Source organism: Burkholderia sp. Bp9090 (assembly GCF_003857985.1).
Taxonomy (GTDB): Bacteria; Pseudomonadota; Gammaproteobacteria; order Burkholderiales; family Burkholderiaceae; genus Burkholderia.
Map to the genome: position 1 here is coordinate 65,518 of NZ_QTPV01000014.1, position 15,837 is coordinate 81,354.

General features: G+C 64.4%; 15 protein-coding genes. 1 reads left to right on the top strand and 14 read right to left on the bottom strand.

The genetic code is table 11. From position 1 onward, the window contains the following. Positions 1–2 precede the first annotated feature (2 nt). From tssF to DIE16_RS15640, 11 genes are all read right to left on the bottom strand, one after another. Positions 3–1,880: a type VI secretion system baseplate subunit TssF gene (gene tssF, locus DIE16_RS15595; protein ID WP_124892638.1), complete on the bottom strand. Its 1,878-nt coding sequence runs from the start codon at positions 1,878–1,880 to the stop codon at positions 3–5. 4 nt (positions 1,881–1,884) lie between these two features. Beyond that, complete coding sequence (locus DIE16_RS15600) at positions 1,885–3,024, bottom strand: hypothetical protein (RefSeq protein ID WP_124892640.1); 1,140 nt, start codon at positions 3,022–3,024, stop codon at positions 1,885–1,887. 11 nt (positions 3,025–3,035) lie between these two features. Beyond that, on the bottom strand, positions 3,036–3,296 hold the full coding sequence (locus tag DIE16_RS15605; RefSeq protein WP_069220720.1) for a PAAR domain-containing protein: 261 nt from the start codon (positions 3,294–3,296) through the stop codon (positions 3,036–3,038). Positions 3,297–3,365: 69 nt separating this feature from the next. Further along, positions 3,366–3,857, bottom strand: a complete 492-nt coding sequence (locus tag DIE16_RS15610) for a hypothetical protein (RefSeq protein WP_124892642.1) — start codon at positions 3,855–3,857, stop codon at positions 3,366–3,368. A gap of 9 nt (positions 3,858–3,866) precedes the next feature. After that, positions 3,867–4,955, bottom strand: a complete 1,089-nt coding sequence (locus DIE16_RS15615; RefSeq protein WP_124892644.1) for a DUF6708 domain-containing protein — start codon at positions 4,953–4,955, stop codon at positions 3,867–3,869. A 3-nt stretch (positions 4,956–4,958) separates the two neighbouring features. After that, the gene (locus DIE16_RS15620; protein WP_311769723.1) at positions 4,959–7,349 is read right to left on the bottom strand and encodes a T6SS effector BTH_I2691 family protein; all 2,391 of its coding nucleotides are present in this window, start codon (positions 7,347–7,349) and stop codon (positions 4,959–4,961) included. Further along, positions 7,247–7,693, bottom strand: coding sequence for a contractile injection system protein, VgrG/Pvc8 family (locus DIE16_RS37095; RefSeq protein ID WP_260434398.1), 447 nt, complete (start codon positions 7,691–7,693; stop codon positions 7,247–7,249). The genes DIE16_RS15620 and DIE16_RS37095 overlap by 103 nt, the downstream gene beginning before the upstream one ends. Positions 7,694–7,705: 12 nt before the next feature. Then, positions 7,706–7,963, bottom strand: a complete 258-nt coding sequence (locus DIE16_RS37100; protein ID WP_260434394.1) for a hypothetical protein — start codon at positions 7,961–7,963, stop codon at positions 7,706–7,708. Between the two features lie 389 nt (positions 7,964–8,352). After that, positions 8,353–9,522 carry a class C beta-lactamase gene (gene ampC / locus DIE16_RS15630; protein ID WP_124892646.1) on the bottom strand — a complete coding sequence of 390 codons (1,170 nt, stop codon included), beginning with the start codon at positions 9,520–9,522 and terminating at the stop codon, positions 8,353–8,355. 185 nt (positions 9,523–9,707) lie between these two features. After that, complete coding sequence (locus DIE16_RS15635; RefSeq protein ID WP_124892648.1) at positions 9,708–10,520, bottom strand: alpha/beta fold hydrolase; 813 nt, start codon at positions 10,518–10,520, stop codon at positions 9,708–9,710. A gap of 107 nt (positions 10,521–10,627) precedes the next feature. Beyond that, complete coding sequence (locus tag DIE16_RS15640; protein WP_124892650.1) at positions 10,628–11,059, bottom strand: hypothetical protein; 432 nt, start codon at positions 11,057–11,059, stop codon at positions 10,628–10,630. Between the two features lie 340 nt (positions 11,060–11,399). Here DIE16_RS15640 and DIE16_RS15645 point away from each other — a divergent pair, with 340 nt between their 5' ends. After that, a complete protein-coding gene (locus DIE16_RS15645) occupies positions 11,400–11,591 on the top strand; it encodes a hypothetical protein (RefSeq protein ID WP_185735474.1) in 192 nt (63 codons plus the stop codon). A gap of 146 nt (positions 11,592–11,737) precedes the next feature. On the opposite strand, the gene DIE16_RS15650 is transcribed toward DIE16_RS15645, so the two are convergent. The 3 genes from DIE16_RS15650 to DIE16_RS15660 form a co-directional block, all read right to left on the bottom strand. Then, positions 11,738–12,934, bottom strand: a complete 1,197-nt coding sequence (locus DIE16_RS15650; RefSeq protein WP_124892652.1) for a beta-propeller fold lactonase family protein — start codon at positions 12,932–12,934, stop codon at positions 11,738–11,740. Between the two features lie 120 nt (positions 12,935–13,054). Beyond that, positions 13,055–14,557: a M81 family metallopeptidase gene (locus DIE16_RS15655; RefSeq protein WP_124892653.1), complete on the bottom strand. Its 1,503-nt coding sequence runs from the start codon at positions 14,555–14,557 to the stop codon at positions 13,055–13,057. Continuing rightward, positions 14,554–15,834 (bottom strand): Zn-dependent hydrolase, encoded by a 1,281-nt coding sequence (locus tag DIE16_RS15660; protein ID WP_124892654.1) that lies wholly within the window; start codon positions 15,832–15,834, stop codon positions 14,554–14,556. The genes DIE16_RS15655 and DIE16_RS15660 overlap by 4 nt, the downstream gene beginning before the upstream one ends. Positions 15,835–15,837 lie beyond the last annotated feature (3 nt).

The window sequence follows — 15,837 nt, forward strand, 5'->3', positions numbered from 1 at the left end:
GATCAAATCAGCGGCTGCGTGCCGGGCGTGGTCACGCCTCGCGTCAGTTCCCGGCCCGTCTGCGCCGAACGAACCACCAGTTGAACATAGCTGTTCATCGGCCCGTACGGCGCGAAGAACCGTTCGAGCAGTTTCGTGAACACGACCAAGCTGACTTCTCGCAGTGCGGTCTCGTCGAATGACAGCATGATTTCGATGCCGCGCACGAACGACGGAAACTGACTATCGAGCGACATCCATTTGATCGCCGGCTTGTAGTCCAGGCCGGTGATCGCGTCGATGCAGCGCTGCGCGAGCGGCGTCGTGCGCACCGCGTGCAGCCGCATGAATGCTTTCAGGGCCGGCAGCCCGTCCCGCGTCAGATCCAGCGGATGCGGCGATAACGTCGACAGCACACGCCACAGCGCGCCGTTGCCGCGCGGCAACTCGGCCGTCAATGTCGGTCGAGTAATCAACTGAATCGGACAATCCAGCGCCTTGCTTTCGAGCAGCAGATCGCCCACCGAATTGCCGATCGACAAGCGCGCCGGCAAGTCGCGATTGGTCACTGTCGTCACCACATCGATTTGAGGCAGCTTTGGCCGGGCCGACTGTCCGTCCAGTCCGACCAGCGACAGCATCATGGTTTGACGATCGGGCGATCCCGCGTCGCGATCACGAAACGCAACCCAATAGACCGTCGCCGCATCGGGGCGTGGATCGTGACTCAGTGCCTGATAGGGTCTCACCAGGGTTCTAGGCCGATCACTGTCGAGCGACACGTCCTCGTCCTTGTCCTTCTTATTGGACAGCTCGCCCAGATAGACCGCGTCGACCGAATACACGCCCAGCGGCGAATGTTTCGCCAGTCGCATGGGCTGAACCGGATAGGCGCCCTGCCCCTTCAACACAATGGGCTGGGCCGGTTGAGAGAAGAGATTCACGACCGGCGTACAAAACAGCTTGAACGCCGTTGCGTCGAGCGACGCGAGCGCCAGCGCAGCGACCGAATCGGCGGGCGTATCGCGCAGTACGACGTGCAAGGTCAGCTCCCGAGCATCGGGGGCGCTTGCTGCACGCCGCACGCGGCCGATGTCGAGATCGACGAAATCGAACAATTCGGGAAACGCGAAGTATTCCAGCAAGTAGCGATAGGTGGTCGCGGTGCGACTGGTGGTTCGGCTACCCGGCAGCAAGCGGTCGTCATCTGCGAAACCGACCGGTTCAAACGGCACCTTCGATATGGCCCGCCAGCGCCCACATTGATCGACCTCAACATACGCGGCGGCGGCACGCAGCAGCAAAGCATCCAGCAGCGACGAGACAAACGGCCGCTCGCCGGAAAGGTAGACACGTATGGGGCCGTCTGTAATGGCCGCCGTGAACGGGCCGGCAGCCGACGTAAAACTGATCGACAGCACGCCAGTTGCGTCGGCGGGCAATCTCACGGCCGACGGTGCCAGCGTCGTCGGCGCATACCGCGCGGACCGGATTTGCAATGGCGAGATGGTCACGTCGTAGGCCGACCGGAATCGCACCGGGGCTGTGCGTGCATTCAACTCCACGCCACGCGGCACGACGACCGGCTCTGTCAGTTGACCGACGAGCGCCCTTGGTTCGAATCGGGCAATCGCGCACGATGGCACCGTGCGCAGATAATGCGGGTGGACAACCTCAAGCAACGCCTCGGTGAATTCGGGATAGTCGTCGGCCAGCTTCGAATCGAGGTGCGCGGCAAGAAACGAAAAGGTCTGAATCAGACGCGTCACATGCGGATCGTCGGCCCGGCCGCTCTGGATGCCCAGCCGAGCGGCAATCTTCGGATAGCGGATCGCGAAATCGCCCAACGCCCGCGCGAACAACCCGAGTTCGTATTCGTAATGCGACAGCAGGTGATCCATTCAGCTACAGCCCCAGTCGATCGGGACGCACGAGCGTTGGGCCGACGAAGATGAGTTTGCGCAATGCCGCTTGTGGGCCGTATGGCTGCATCCGGAAGTGCGGCCGCCGCCAGTGGCCGCTTACTTCGCGCTGTACGCTGTCCGATGGGACTGATCCGGCCGCCTCGGCGTCGAGAATCGCGGGGCCGACGACGTGGCGATCGTAGAGTTGTTCGATTTCGGCGAGCCGTTCCGTGCGCTTGCGCTTGCCGAGCCCGGGAAAGTGTCGCGGCGCGTTCGAATAAGCGCGATCATCGACGACCTGTGCATCGCGTACGTTGAGGTACAACAACATCTTGATCGCATAGTCCAGGGCGTCGCGCCAGAACCGCTGAGCGGCAGGCGGATCGGGCATTCCGTCAGCCGCAGGCCGCTGGAACAAGTCGTCCACCAACTCACGGATCGTCTTGTCGGGGTCTTCCAGCGGAAGCGTAATCGAATCCATCGTCGCACCATCATCGGGACCACCGGCCATTAGCCATGTCGCAAACCCGATCGACCGGTCGTTCTTGAAAATCGCGATCGCCTCGATGTCGCCAGCCTGTTTCCAGCGGGTAGGTTCGGGAATGATGCACAGCGTATCGGTCGGCATCTTGAGCATGCCGATCGGCACATCCTCCGCGATATAGGTGGCGTCGAGCAGACGGTGCAGCGGTGGGGTCGGCTCGTAAAAAGCTCCTTTGCGTACCTCGAATGCCAGCCACACGGCGCTGTATTGAGCGACCCCGGCGAGTACGTCGGCCGGGCGGCCGTCAGCGCCGTGCGGCAAGAGGTCCCGTGTGAACCGATCGAAATAGCGCGTCAAACGAAGGATGCCGTGCGACCGCAGCATCTCGGTTAGGGTCGGCGACGCCACGCAATCTGTTTCAGCTCGCAGCGCGTCCCACGCGGCGAGCGCACCCGTGACCCGATAGCGAACCGGTCCGGGCAAGCGAGCGAGCTTCGGATCGGTGACGGCGTCGCCCGAGCGCATCAGCGCAGTCACGAGCCGTTGACGAATGTCGGCGCGCAGCGCTTGACGCTGGGCCTCGGATATCAAAACGGGATTGCGGGACGACGCACCCGTCAAAGTTACTTTCTCCACCCGACCTACCGAACCGCTCATGCGCGATACCTCTATTCAAGCGACGAAATCAGTCGCGCCCCGCACTCCGTCAAATCGTCGTGAAAGGCGACTGGCGTACCGTGATGGTTGCGCGTGCTGTTTTGCGGAATGATCCTGAACTGCCCGCCGCACTTCGGACACCATGTCAGGTGATCCTTCAGCGCAACCGGAACACCAAGCGCTGTCAGATCGTCGCTCGCGGTGATGACTTCGCCGCCGTGGGTCGTTTTGTCGTGCAGGCGGATCACGCCTCGTCCGTTTTCATCCTTCATCATCCTTTCCGTATCGTTTGCATTGCCATGCTGTTGAACTAGCGAGACCCGATCGGTACCGCATCCAGGTCAACCGTCGCTCTTCGGAGCGACTCCGCTAAAAGTTTTCGGATGCTGAGCATTGGCGCAAACGCGATTCCACCCGGAGAATTCGAACGCGGTCGCATACCTGCCTCCACTGCTTTCATCACGAATGCCGTAATTCAACTCAGGCTTCTCCAGGTTGAGTGGGCCATAGTCGGCGAGAGACGGATCATCCGAATGGACCACATAGATAAAGCGTACTCGAACTGGTTTGCCATCCTGTTTTTTGTAGGTGGCGTAACCGCAAATGAACGTGTGCTTGTCGTTCGGCGTTTGACTTATCCCACGCAAATCGGGAGTGCTTTCATATAAGTCGGAAAACTCGACGTCCTGGTCATCGGACAGTGCTGCCCGAACCGCTTTTTCCGCAGCATCGTATTTTGCGAACGCACTTGGTGTGCATCCAACGAACAACGCAAGCGTAGTGGCTAGTGTCGCTACGATTCGCCTCTCTATCATGCCGGAAACCCTCTTCATCATTCATCGTTAGCTGCGGGTCGCCGCGTGCATCATGTCGGCATCAGGGTTCTCGAGCCAAGTTGCTGCATACGTTCCGCCATCGGGTTCTCCCGCCCAGTCTTCGACCCGTGCTTTCGGATCATCCGGGTACTCGCCGCGCTGCTGGGCCAGCACGGTGTCCCCCCATCCGACAGGCGTTCCGGAGCGGGGTTCCGCGTAAAGATCGTCGGGAGCGATCGCGGAGATTTGCTCGATCGCGGCAGGCCAGACGGGATCGCGGCACGTTGCATTCGCAAGGATTCGCATGACGGTGAAAACCAGAATCAGCGGCATCATCAACAGACGTATGAAGACCGGCGCACGCATCCCAAAGCTATACAACGAAAACAGGAACGACTCGCGCGGCGTCTCATGCTGCGTGTGAAACAGCATCGGCTTGGGCAAGCCGTTCGGGCCGTCATTCATGTACGCGCACCAATAGTTCCACTGCGCGAGCGCCATTTCGACCTGCCGCTTGCCGGTCCATTCCCGACCGATCGAGAACACGCGAGTGACATTGCCGTGGTCGTCGACCGTATAGTGCCGAATGTGGAAGATCGTTCCGAAGGACGTGTCTTCGCGGTGCAGGCAAAAGATCGAATCTTCCGTCCACGGTGCTTGCCAAACGATGTCACCCTCGCCGGGTTTCGCGAAAAAGCGCCGCGCGCGAATCGCGAAAAGCTTGCGGGCTTCGCGATGGAAGCGGATCGGGCGGTGGCGGAGACCAAAGAACAGGCCGCGCCCAAGTTTCCAGACTATGAAACCAAATCCTAGAGAAATGCATACCGCAAAAACATCGCCCAGTGAATCAGCCGCGTATGGGTAGCGAATATGAGTGAGCCAATAGACATATGGCCCGATCCCTATACACAGGAAGGCGAACACTACGCCAGTGACAAACCATTGTTTTTCGAGAAAGGAAGGCTCGATCACATCCATAAAGATCGAGTTAATGCTGAATGTTGCCCCGCAATCCTGAACATCCGGACCGACAAATCGATCGATCGGCAAGCGATGTGCTAGATCCCACTTTGGTATCGGCTTGCCGATGCACTTCTTCATGACGCGTTCGTCCATATGTCAGCCTCCCACCGCCGCGCTAAATGCCTTGAGTTCCGCCTCAAGGGAGTCGTAGTGCTCCCCCTTGCTGAATTTGCAACGTGAGACCCAATCCTTGAGGGCTGACGCCTTGAAAATTGCAATCGCAATTGCTATCAGAATCGACAAAATCAGGGCCGGCCAGAATAGGGGCCAACTGAAAAGTGCGGCAATAGCAACGTACGCGCCAAGACTTCCACTGCCGATATAGAGCCATCCCAATTTCTTCTCGTGATTTTGGAAAGCCTCAGGCGCGTTCTTGAAAATGTCATACCCAGCCAAGAAGATGCCTGCGGCCGCGCCGAGTCCACGGCCAAACTTTACCCCCGCCTCAGCGCCTCCCTTGGAGACGCCCCACGCTTTCATGAGATATGCTGACAAAGGATGAGCCGGTGTTTTCACTACGGTCTCCGACGAGTATTCGACGAGAGTGCCGACGATCGCAACAACAGCACCAATGCCCTTCAGAGTGGTTTCGGTCTGATTGAACTGATCTCGGTCCTTCCAATCTAGGGTGGCAAACGTGAGCGTGGTCATCTGGAAGATTACAGTCACGACGCCCAAATTGAACTCGGTCGACGAATTGAGCCACTTCTTAGCTGAGTCCACTCCCGGAACTTTAACGGCCTTGATCGCGCTGGCCTCCAACTTCCCGTCCCGGACCAGAGCGTCGACGTCCATCTCGTAGGCGACGATATTCGGATCACTCGGTGGTGCCGTCCTCAGAACCTGCTTCCCGACTTGGGTCGCCGACGCGCGCTGTTCGGTCCGGTTGCCGTCCAGTTTGACGCCCAACTCCCGGGCTTGCTGTAAAGCCCAGTCGCGAATGGCAAGCTTGCTGACTTGTGACGGTTTGAGTCGAACACCTGACTGTATCGCCAAACGAATGGTCACGAAGCCGAGCGCGGCCCCCCGCGTTGCCTTCGTGAGTACGCCGACGATCTGATTGGCGGTCGTCACGATGAGTCGATCGCGCAGGTCGGCCGCGTTACCGAGTTTTTCAATCTTTTTGAACGCTTCCTTGTAGAGGTTCAGGAAGTTCTCATACTGGATATCAGAACCGTGCACCTGTGCATCCGCCGCTTTCATCAGCGTGTCCTGATTGAACATCAGGGCACGCACGTACAGATTGCGGATATTCGAAGCTTGACCGTTCAACCAGTCATCGAGCACTTTCTTGCAAGCCTCGGTACCGACAGCAGCGCCAATAGCCTGTGCGCACGATTCACTGTACGCGTAGCCGCTCCGAAGATCTTGCGAATCGTGAACACCAGCCATCCATTCAGCGAGCAATTGCGACTTGAGCCAATCCGCGTGCGCTTGCACTAGCGGTTGCCACTTCGACTTGAAGGCTTCGAGCGCTTGCTGATACTCCTGCGGGAAGCGTTTCAACGCCTCTTCATCGAGCACGCTGGTTCGCTTCCCATCGGGACCGACCTTGAATGCTGCGTCCTCCCAAGCCTCGTTCGCCGCATCTTCCTGCGTTGCGGGAACGTTCTCGGTCTTTCGATCCTCTTCCTTCATTGCCTGCTCAAGACTTCCCGTTCTAATCCAGGAGCGCATCACGTGGAAAAAACCAATCGCATCCGGTGCAATTGGTGCGCCGACCTTCATATTGACTGCATTGGCGTCCGCGATGGTTTTCGAGGTTCCATAGGTCAGTCCCGTAACGGCCTTCGCATTCGCTCGGATTCCCGCTTCAGCACGTTCGAGCAGTTGTGCCGATGTCCACTTCCAATACACCTGTTCGTCGAAACCGTTGTTCAGGTTGGGAACCGTCAGTTCCGCGAGATCGTTAGTGAGGCCGACAGGGTCGTTGACCGCGACCACAAAACCTTTCTTGTTGGGCGACTCGGCCATCGCATCGCCGATTCGTTTGGCGACGTTGCGCTGACGTAAGCGAATCTCGTCCTTGGGCGCGCGGTTGCTAAAGCCAAACGCCGACTTCATCGCCTGAGCGTCCATCGCGAAATGCGCGATCTTGCTCTGGGTGGCCTGAAATTCGCCCGTATCGGTCGCGCCCCCGGCCAGCATCGCGGGAACGCTGATGCACTGCATATGCTGCTTGCGCCAAGCGGCGTCATTGATTTTGTTGTGTACGAGGTCCTTGGTCCATCGCACACTCGACCAGCCAATCCAGAGGTTGGCCGCCTCGTCACTTCCGGGCGTGTGTTCAACGCTCACACAACGGCCAAACGATTCGAAAGCCAAGTCTCCGTTCATCGCGCAGCCTTGGGTAAGCGCGTTCTCCGCGTCGCCCGGCGGCGGCGTCACGTCCGGCGGGAAATTCCAGATGATCCCGTCGTCGAGAACCATATAGGCGGCCAGCTTCTTCCGCTTCTCGTCGTACGTGTACAGATAGCCAGGGCGCAATGCGCGCAGCGTGTCGGATCGGAGACGGTCAGCTTGTGCGACGTGGCGGTGTGCTCGTACCAGTACAGATAGCCGGCGTGTTCCCAGCGCCGATGCACGTAATTGTGATCGTCTTCGTCGAACTGACAGGCCATCGTCATACGCGGATCGTCTTCGCCGACCTGCCAATCCCATTCGGGCAACGCGCCGTAGTCCTGGAAGATCGTCGCAGTCTGGTCGTGCAGGTTCTGATCGAGGAACAGGCGATTGTGCTGGCTGTACTTCAGATAGCGCAGCCATGGGCCGACGTGCGCCTCATAGAAAACCCAGCCGCCGTCCGTGCGAATGTGTCGGAATGCAAAAATATAACCGTTGAATTAGCGCTGGCTGCCGTCGCCACATGCCATGCTGGCCGTCACGCGCTTACCGATGAAATCCTTCGGCGCGAGCTGGTCGTTGTCCGACAGGATTTCGATCTTGTACGCGAAATCCTTTGATAGCGCTTCAACCGCCTCGAATGCGTTCGGCAGCAAGATTCTGCAAGGCGCGTTATCGTCCGGAAAGTTGATTTGCACTTGCCGGTTGTGCTGCGGCCCCAGCGCAAGGTCTCTCAGGGCTTGTGCCGTGTTCTGCATTGCTTTTTATCCGTTGATCCGGGCGCGAAATGCCGCTGGGCCGCCCGTGCGCCCTCGGAAAAGGGGGCGCATCAAATTTGAACTGCCGCGCCCCAGCGCACAACATAAGCTCAGACGTATACCACAAAGCACGGAACAGGCCCATCGGAAGGGGTTCGGTCGCTGAGCCAATGGTGGACGGCGCATCTCGGCGAGCAACTCGGCATCGATCCGCCCGATCTGGGTACGTCGCGTGCGCTGTCGCTCCGTCGTGCGCTGGCTCAAAGGAGCGTCCGTCGGGCGACAGGATCGCGGCACGGCGCTCTTCGACCTCGAGCGATAGCCATCCGAACATCGGGTTCTGATCGTCCACCGCCGTACGCTGCAACTACTGCTCGTGCCGACGCTGATTACGGCTTGCCGCCCAGCGACTCGACGATCCGGTACGCAGTCTTCACACGATCCTCGATCGGGAAGCTGCGGTTCGCGAGCATCACGATCGCGAGCCGCTTCGCGGGCACGAACGCGACATAGGTACTGAAGCCGTTGGTCGACCCCGTCTTGTTGATCCACGCGTCCGGGCGCGGTGCGAGCGGCGGCTTGAGTTCGGTCGCGGGCGTCGCGTCGTGGAGCATCGGCGGCGCATTCCCCGCGAGCAGCGTCGGCAATGCGACCGGATACGGATACTGTTCCCAGATCAGGTCCTGCGTGAACGGCCCCGCGTGGAAATAGCCGGTGTGCGTGCGTTCGAGCGCACGCTGCAACCGCGGCGCCGTTTCGACGAGCCCCATGTTCGCCTGCACGAAGCGCAGCAGGTCGGCCGCCGTCGTCCTGACGCCGTACGCCGGCTGCCACAGCATGCCGCCCGTCATCCGGATCGGCTTGCCGTCCTGCGTATAACCCTGCGCATAGTCGGCCTGGCGCGCGGCGGGCACGTTGATGTAGGTGTGCGCCATCCCGAGCGCGGGAAACAGCCGCTGTTCCATCAGCCCCGCGAAGTCGCGGTTCATCGCCATCGCGGTGAGCTGCCCGAGCATCCCGATCGCCACGTTCGAATAGGTGCGCCGCGTGCCCGGCTCGTACGCGGGGCGCCACGCGTCGAGATAGCGCATCAGGCCCGCGTCGTCGCGGATGCTGTCGGGCACCTGCAGCGGCATCCCGCCGGGCGTATGCGTGCCGAGCTCGAGCAGCGTCACGCGGCCGAACGGCTTGCCCCGCAGCGCGGGCAGATACTTGCCGGCCGGATCCGTGAGCGACAGCTCGCCGCCCTCCTGCGCGTCGGATGCGAGCGTCGCGGTCAGCGTCTTGCTGACGGAGCCGATCTCGAACAGCGTGTCGCCGGTCACCGGCTGGCCGGTTTGCGTCGACATCACGCCGTAGTCGAACACATAAGGCTTGCCGTCGGCGACGATGCCGATCGCCATGCCGGGAATGGCGAACTGCTTCATCAGCGGTGCGACGTGGCGGGTTACGGTGTCGTGAATCTCGTCCTGCGTGGCAGCGGCCGCGCGGCCGGCCGTGGTGGCGGCGCATGCGGCGACGAACAGGGTCGCGGCGATGCGGATCGCGTTGAATCGCATGGGTGCGGTTCCTTCGATTTTCAGATGGTTGCATGAACAACGGATTTGGTCGCGCCGCGCGGACGCCGCGCCAGCCGTCCCGTCGAAGCAGGACTATCCGCTGCCGGCCGCCAACCGACAATCGACGATATGTTGCGCGAGCCTAAAGAAAATCTTATGCGGCGCGTGAACCGGTCCCGCGCATGTCAGTCCGGCAAGCGGTCGAGAAACGCCAGCATCGCGGCATTGAAGCGCGCCGGCCGCTGCAGCGGCGCGAAGTGGCTCACGCCCGGCAGGATCGTCAGCGTTGCGTCCGGAATCGTGCTCGCGAGATACGCCGCATGGTCGGGGCGGATGAACTCGTCGTGCTCGCCCTGCACGATCGCGACCGGCACGGCGATCGCCGCGAGGTCGGCCGCGCTGTAATCCGGTTGCGTGCGCATCATTTCGCTGACGGCGGCAACGAACGCGTCGAAACGGTCCGGCGTCGCGGACAGCCGCACGTAGTCCTTGCGGTGCCGCGCGAAGCAGCGGTCGATCAGCGGGCTCGGCATCATCTCCTTCGTGCCGCCCGGATCCATGTTGCACGCGAAGAAGAACACGCCCGCCGCACGCGCCGGCGCGCGGGCGGCCAGCACGAGCGACACGCACGCGCCATCGCTCCAGCCGACGAAGCGTGCGCGCCCGATGCGCAGCGCATCGAGCACCGCCAGCACGTCGGAGGCCATGCGTTCGTAGGAATAGGGGCGATCGTCACGCGTGCTGCGGCCGTGGCCGCGGCTGTCGATCACGATCGCGCGGTAGCCGGCCGCGAGCAGCGCCGGCACCTGGTTGCCCCAGTTGCCGCCGTGGCCGAGGCCGCCGTGCAGCAGCACGACGGGCGGGCCGTGGCCGAACGACGCGTGCCAGATGCGCGCGCCGTCGTGGTCCAGCCATCCTTCGGCGTCGGCCGCCGGCAGCGGCGCGCCGCCTTGCGCGTCGAAGCGGACGAGGTCGTCGTCGGCGAATTCCGCGTTCATCGTTCTGCCGTCCTTGCGAGGGAGACGAGCTTGCGATTGTAATGCGCGCGATGGCGTGCCGCGACGCGTCCGCGCGCTGCGGTGCGCGACGGCGCGGCGCCGTGCCTTCAGGCCTGCGTCGACACCAGCGCGCCGGACGTCGAGCCGCCCGACTTCTGGATCGCCTGCGCAAGCTGTGCGATCGCCGTCGACAACGCGGCGGAGATCGTGCTGGCTTCCGCGCCCAGCGTCTGCTGCTCGAGTGCCGCGGCCGGATCGTGCTTCGCGCGCTGCGCGGCCGCCGCCATCTGCTGCTGCAGTTGCGCAAGCTGTTTCTGCAGGCGCTCGATGAGTTGCTTCAACTGCTTGACCGCGGGATCCTCGGCCGAGGATCCCGACGCGCCCGGCGTCTGCCCCGCGCCGTCCGACTGCGCGGCACCACCCGCCGGCGACGACGCGGCGGACGTCGCCGTCGACGCGGCACCGGTGCCGGACTGGTTGGCGGTCGCGTTGCCGGTGGCGGGCGAGGTCTGCGCGGCGGAAGAAGGGTCGATCTGCATCGTGTCGGTCCGTAGTGAGTGTGTGACTCGAGTCGGTTGAACAGGGGATACCTTGCAACCGGTTTACGGTATTCGTCGGATGAAACTTGAGCCCCGCCTTTCCAGCTGCCCTGAGATGCCCCGAGATGCCCGCGCCGTACGCGTACCGCCGATCGTCGCGAAGGGGCCAGATTAGCCGGCCGTCGACGCTGGTAAAATCGCCGGCTGGCCTGCTGCCGCAGCACACCGGCTGCTTCCGGCAAGGCCGCGCGGGCTACCCCGCGTCGGTGCCCGCCCGGTCGGGCCCGATACGCGATGCCGTCCGGCGCCGTCGCAACGCGAGCCCCGCGCCCGCATCGACATGCGACGCGCCGACTTCGGCACGCCCCCCTTCATCACGCATTTCGAGGAATTCACGATGGCCCGCATCGGCGCCTTCTGCCTGACCACGTGGCTCGCGGCCGCGATTCTCTATTTCGGCCAGCATTCGGTCGCGATGATTGCGCTCAGCGGCGTGGTCGTGTTCGGCGGATTCGACCTGCTGCGTCCGTAACGACGGCGGCGCGCGCGGCAGCGGCGGACGCGCTTCGCCGCCGCACTGAAAAACGCCGACCGGCGGGCCACGGCCCGGCGCAAGATGCCGGCATCCCGGACCGGCGCGCCGCACGCGTCGGCCAGCCCGTCGAACGCTTCAACCCATCACCGCGGCAACGTCCGCAACGACGACGGCCCACCCGTGAGCGCGATGCGCTTGCCCGTATCGCGCAGCTTGCCGCCCTCCACCGCATACAGCGCGAGCTGCCGCTCGACGTTGAACTGCACGATCACGTGCCGGCTGTCGGCGGTAAACACGATGCCCTGCGCGGCTTCGCCGCCCGGCACTTCACTCGTCTGCACCGCACGGCCGTTGCGGATCTCGAACAGCACCACCTTGCCGAGCTTGTGGCGGCCCGGGTTGTCGGGCGTCAGGTTCGAGCCGTCCATCGCCTGCACGGCGATCCACTTTCCGTCCGGCGAGATCGCGACGCCTTCCGGCAGCGACGGCACCGTCAGGTACTGGACCGTGCGGAACGGCGTGCGCGACACGTCGATCAGCGCGACCGAATCGGCATCGCCCGCGAGCGTGCCCGTATAGCCCGGCAGCCCCGCGAGCCCGACGTTGCTGACGACGGCCCAGCGATTGTCGCTCGACACGTCGATCGTGTAGGGCGCGACGCCCGTGCTCAGCCGCGTGCCGCTGTCGGTCACCTTGCCGTCGTCGACGTTCAGCACCGCGATGCCCTGCTCGTCGCGCAGCGACACGAGTGCATGCTTGCCGTCGTGCGTGAAGCTGATCCCGGCGAGCCGCTTCTTGCCGATCTTCAGGTTGCCGTCGAGCGTCACCTGCGTTCCGTCGATCCGCAGGATCGACACGCTGCCGTCGAGGTTCGCCGCCAGCGCGAGCCGGCCCGACCGGTCGATCGCGATCCCCTGCGGGTGCGTGCCGAGTTCGATGCGCGTGATCGCCGGCGGCGACGCGGCGAGGTTCACGACCTGCACAAACGTGTCGAACACGAGCTGTTTCGCGGTCTGGTCGTAGCGCGTCGGCGCGCCGACCAGCGCGAGCTTCGCGTCGGGTGCGATCGCGACGGCCTGCGGCGGGCCCTGGATGCCGTTCTCGACGTCGACCTGCAGCGCGACCTTCGGCGGAAACACGCTCGCGTCGAGCAACGTCAGCGTGTCGGCGGGCGGCGACGCGAGATAGGTGTCGCGCCCTTCGACGCGCTGATACTTGCCGTCGTTGCCGGACACGATCCAGTCGGCCGCGTGCGCGGTGACGGCGGTGACGGTGGTGGTAGCGAGCGTCAGCGCGGCGAGCAGGCGGGCGCGACGAAGGCGAAAGCGATTCGAATGCATGGCGGTCGGTTCTCCGGATCGGTTGCGGATGCAAGGACTGGCACGACCCTGCTGCTCGACGGGTCGATGCCACCGCATGATGCACGAAAGCGCGCGAAACCGGCGTCTCGCGCCCGCCGCTCAGGTCGTGCGTACGTCCGCGCTGTCCCACCGATCGACGTCGTCGAGCGGATACACGGGTCGCGCGAGCCGCTCGTAGCGGAACAGCCCGTAATCCGATCCGGTCACGCCGCGGCTGTCGCACTCGACGAGCGCGGCCGCGATCGGCACGAACACCGGCCGGCAGTACATCCGCGACTTCAGCAGCAGGAATCGCGCCCGGCGCGGATCGATGCCGACGCTCTCGAACACGCCGAGATCCCACGGCTCCTGCGTGCGCTCGGTGACGACCAGCGTCGCGTCGCCGATATCGAGCACCGCCGCGCGGCCCATGTATGCGCGCTGGCCCGTATACGTCGGCCCGGTAATCACGTATTCGCCGTCGGTGATCGCGCGCACGATGCCCGTCGCCCGAAACGGCGCGCGCCGCGCGCCGCCGTGCGACGGCATCCGGTTGCCGACCGGCACGGTCACGGTCGCGCCGACGCCCGCGTCGATCAGCGCCGCGACTGCATCCGGGTCGCACAGCGGCCCGCTGACGATCCCGTCGAGCCCCTGCGCGAGCGCTTCCTCCAGCAGGTCCATCGTGTCGCACGGGCCGCCCGACATGCAGTTGTCGCCGTGATCGAGCATCAGCACCGGACGGTCCGCACCGCGCGCCAGCGCCGCGGCCTGCGCGACCGATTCGGCGAGCGGCGCGCTGCGGTAGACGAACGCGTCGCGTGCGTCCCAGATCTGCCGGGCGATGCGCTCGGCCACCGCATCGGCCGCCGCGTGGTCGCCATCGGCGACCACGACGATGCTGATGCACGGCGCGGGAATGTCCGCGAGCGAGAAGCCGGGCAGCACCGATACCGCCAGCATCCCGTCGGCTTCGGCCGCACGCGCGGCCTCCACCGCGCGCCGCATCGCGCCTTCGGCGCTCGCGCTGCGCAGCGTCGACGTCATCAGCGGCGGCTGCCGCCACGCGAGCACGGGCCGAGCGCGGCCGTGCAGCCGGTCGAGCAGCACACGCGCCGCGTGCTCGCCCGTCTCGTACATGTCGACGTGCGGATAGGTCTTGAAACTGACGATTACGTCCGCATGGTCGATCATCTTCTGCGTGACGTTCGCGTGCAGGTCGAGCGCGACCGCGATCGGCGCATCGGGCAGCGCGGCGCGCACGCGCGCGAGCAGGTCGCCCTCGCCGTCCGCGCTCTGCTCGGCGACCATCGCGCCGTGCAGGTCGAGCATCACCGCGTCGCAGCCGGGCGCGGCCGCGACGATCGCGTCGCAGATCGCCGCATACGCGTCGGCGGCGACCGGCCCGCTCGGGTTCGCGGCCGCCGACACCGGCGTGACGATCTCCGCGCCTGCGCGAGCCGCCGCATCGATGAACGCGGCCATCGCGGTGCGCATCCCGCGATTCGCGCGATACGCGTCGTCACCCCAGTCGGGGCCGTTGCGGCCGAACGCGGCGAGCGGCGTCGGCACCGGCGAGAACGTATTGGTTTCGTGGTTCATCCGGGCGATCAGGATCTTCATCGCGTGGCGCCCTCCGCCACGCCCGCCGCGCCGAGCATCGCATGCAGCAGCACGTTGCAACCCGCTTCGAGGTGGGCGGGATCGGCGTCCTCGATTTCGTTGTGGCTGATCCCGTCCTTGCACGGCACGAAGATCATCGCGGTGGGCGCGACGCGTGCGAGATACACCGCGTCGTGACCCGCGCCGCTGATCACGTTCATCGACGACAGCCCGAGCGCACCGGCGCCCGCGCGCACCCGCTCGACGAGTGCCGCGTCGAACGGCTGCGGAGCGAAATACACGACCTGCTCGACGTCGATCCGCATGTCGGCCACCGCCCCTAGATCGGCGCAGGCCGCGCGCAGTTCCGCATCCATCGCCGCCAGCGTCGCATCGTCGGCCGCGCGCAAGTCGACGGTCAGCGTCACGCGGCCCGGAATCACGTTGCGCGAATTCGGATGGACGTCGACCCAGCCGACCGTGCCGCGCCCGTGCGGCGGGTGCGCACGCGCGATGCCGTTCACCGCGCGCACGAGATCGGCCGCGACCAGCAGCGCGTCGCGCCGCAGTTCCATCGGCGTGGGTCCCGCATGCGCCTCCATCCCGTGTACGGTCACGTCGTACCAGCGCTGCCCGAGCGCGCCCTCGACCACGCCGATCGTCGTGTCGTGCGCCTCCAGCACCGGCCCCTGCTCGATATGCGCTTCGAAATACGCGCCGACCGGATGCACACCGTTCGCGTCGCCCGCATAGCCGATCGCGGCCAGCGCATCGCCCACCGATGTGCCGTCGCGATCGCGTTGCGCGAGCGCGTGGTCGAGCGTGAACGCACCCGCGAACACGCCGGAGCCCATCATCACGGGCACGAAGCGCGAGCCTTCCTCGTTGGTCCACACGGCGACCTCGAGCGGCGCACGCGTGCGCACGCCCGCGTCGTCGAGCGTGCGCAGCACTTCGAGGCCGGCGAGCACGCCGTAGTTGCCGTCGAACTTGCCGCCGGTCGGCTGCGTGTCGATATGGCTGCCCGTCGTCACGGGCGGCAGGTCGTCGCGTTCGCCCGCACGTCGCGCGAAAATGTTGCCGATCGCATCGATGCGTACCGTGCAGCCGATTTCCTTCGCCCACGCGACGAACAGGTCGCGCGCCTCGCGATCGAGTTCGGTGAGCGCGAGGCGGCACACGCCTCCCTTGTCGGTCGCGCCGATTCGCGCGAGACGCATCAGGCTGTCCCACAGCCGCGCGCCGTCGACGCGCAGGCCGGACGCCGTGGCGCCCTGTGTCGAATCCAGAACTTGCATCGG

Excerpts from the sequence above, each read along its gene's own strand:
- tssF (WP_124892638.1), bottom strand. The coding sequence starts at position 1,880 with ATGGATCACCTGCTGTCGCATTACGAATACGAACTCGGGTTGTTCGCG.
- DIE16_RS15600 (WP_124892640.1), bottom strand. The coding sequence starts at position 3,024 with ATGAGCGGTTCGGTAGGTCGGGTGGAGAAAGTAACTTTGACGGGTGCG.
- DIE16_RS15605 (WP_069220720.1), bottom strand. The coding sequence starts at position 3,296 with ATGAAGGATGAAAACGGACGAGGCGTGATCCGCCTGCACGACAAAACG.
- DIE16_RS15610 (WP_124892642.1), bottom strand. The coding sequence starts at position 3,857 with ATGAAGAGGGTTTCCGGCATGATAGAGAGGCGAATCGTAGCGACACTA.
- DIE16_RS15615 (WP_124892644.1), bottom strand. The coding sequence starts at position 4,955 with ATGGACGAACGCGTCATGAAGAAGTGCATCGGCAAGCCGATACCAAAG.
- DIE16_RS37100 (WP_260434394.1), bottom strand. The coding sequence starts at position 7,963 with ATGCAGAACACGGCACAAGCCCTGAGAGACCTTGCGCTGGGGCCGCAG.
- ampC (WP_124892646.1), bottom strand. The coding sequence starts at position 9,522 with ATGCGATTCAACGCGATCCGCATCGCCGCGACCCTGTTCGTCGCCGCA.
- DIE16_RS15635 (WP_124892648.1), bottom strand. The coding sequence starts at position 10,520 with ATGAACGCGGAATTCGCCGACGACGACCTCGTCCGCTTCGACGCGCAA.
- DIE16_RS15640 (WP_124892650.1), bottom strand. The coding sequence starts at position 11,059 with ATGCAGATCGACCCTTCTTCCGCCGCGCAGACCTCGCCCGCCACCGGC.
- DIE16_RS15645 (WP_185735474.1), top strand. The coding sequence starts at position 11,400 with ATGCGACGCGCCGACTTCGGCACGCCCCCCTTCATCACGCATTTCGAG.
- DIE16_RS15650 (WP_124892652.1), bottom strand. The coding sequence starts at position 12,934 with ATGCATTCGAATCGCTTTCGCCTTCGTCGCGCCCGCCTGCTCGCCGCG.
- DIE16_RS15655 (WP_124892653.1), bottom strand. The coding sequence starts at position 14,557 with ATGAAGATCCTGATCGCCCGGATGAACCACGAAACCAATACGTTCTCG.
- DIE16_RS15660 (WP_124892654.1), bottom strand. The coding sequence starts at position 15,834 with ATGCAAGTTCTGGATTCGACACAGGGCGCCACGGCGTCCGGCCTGCGC.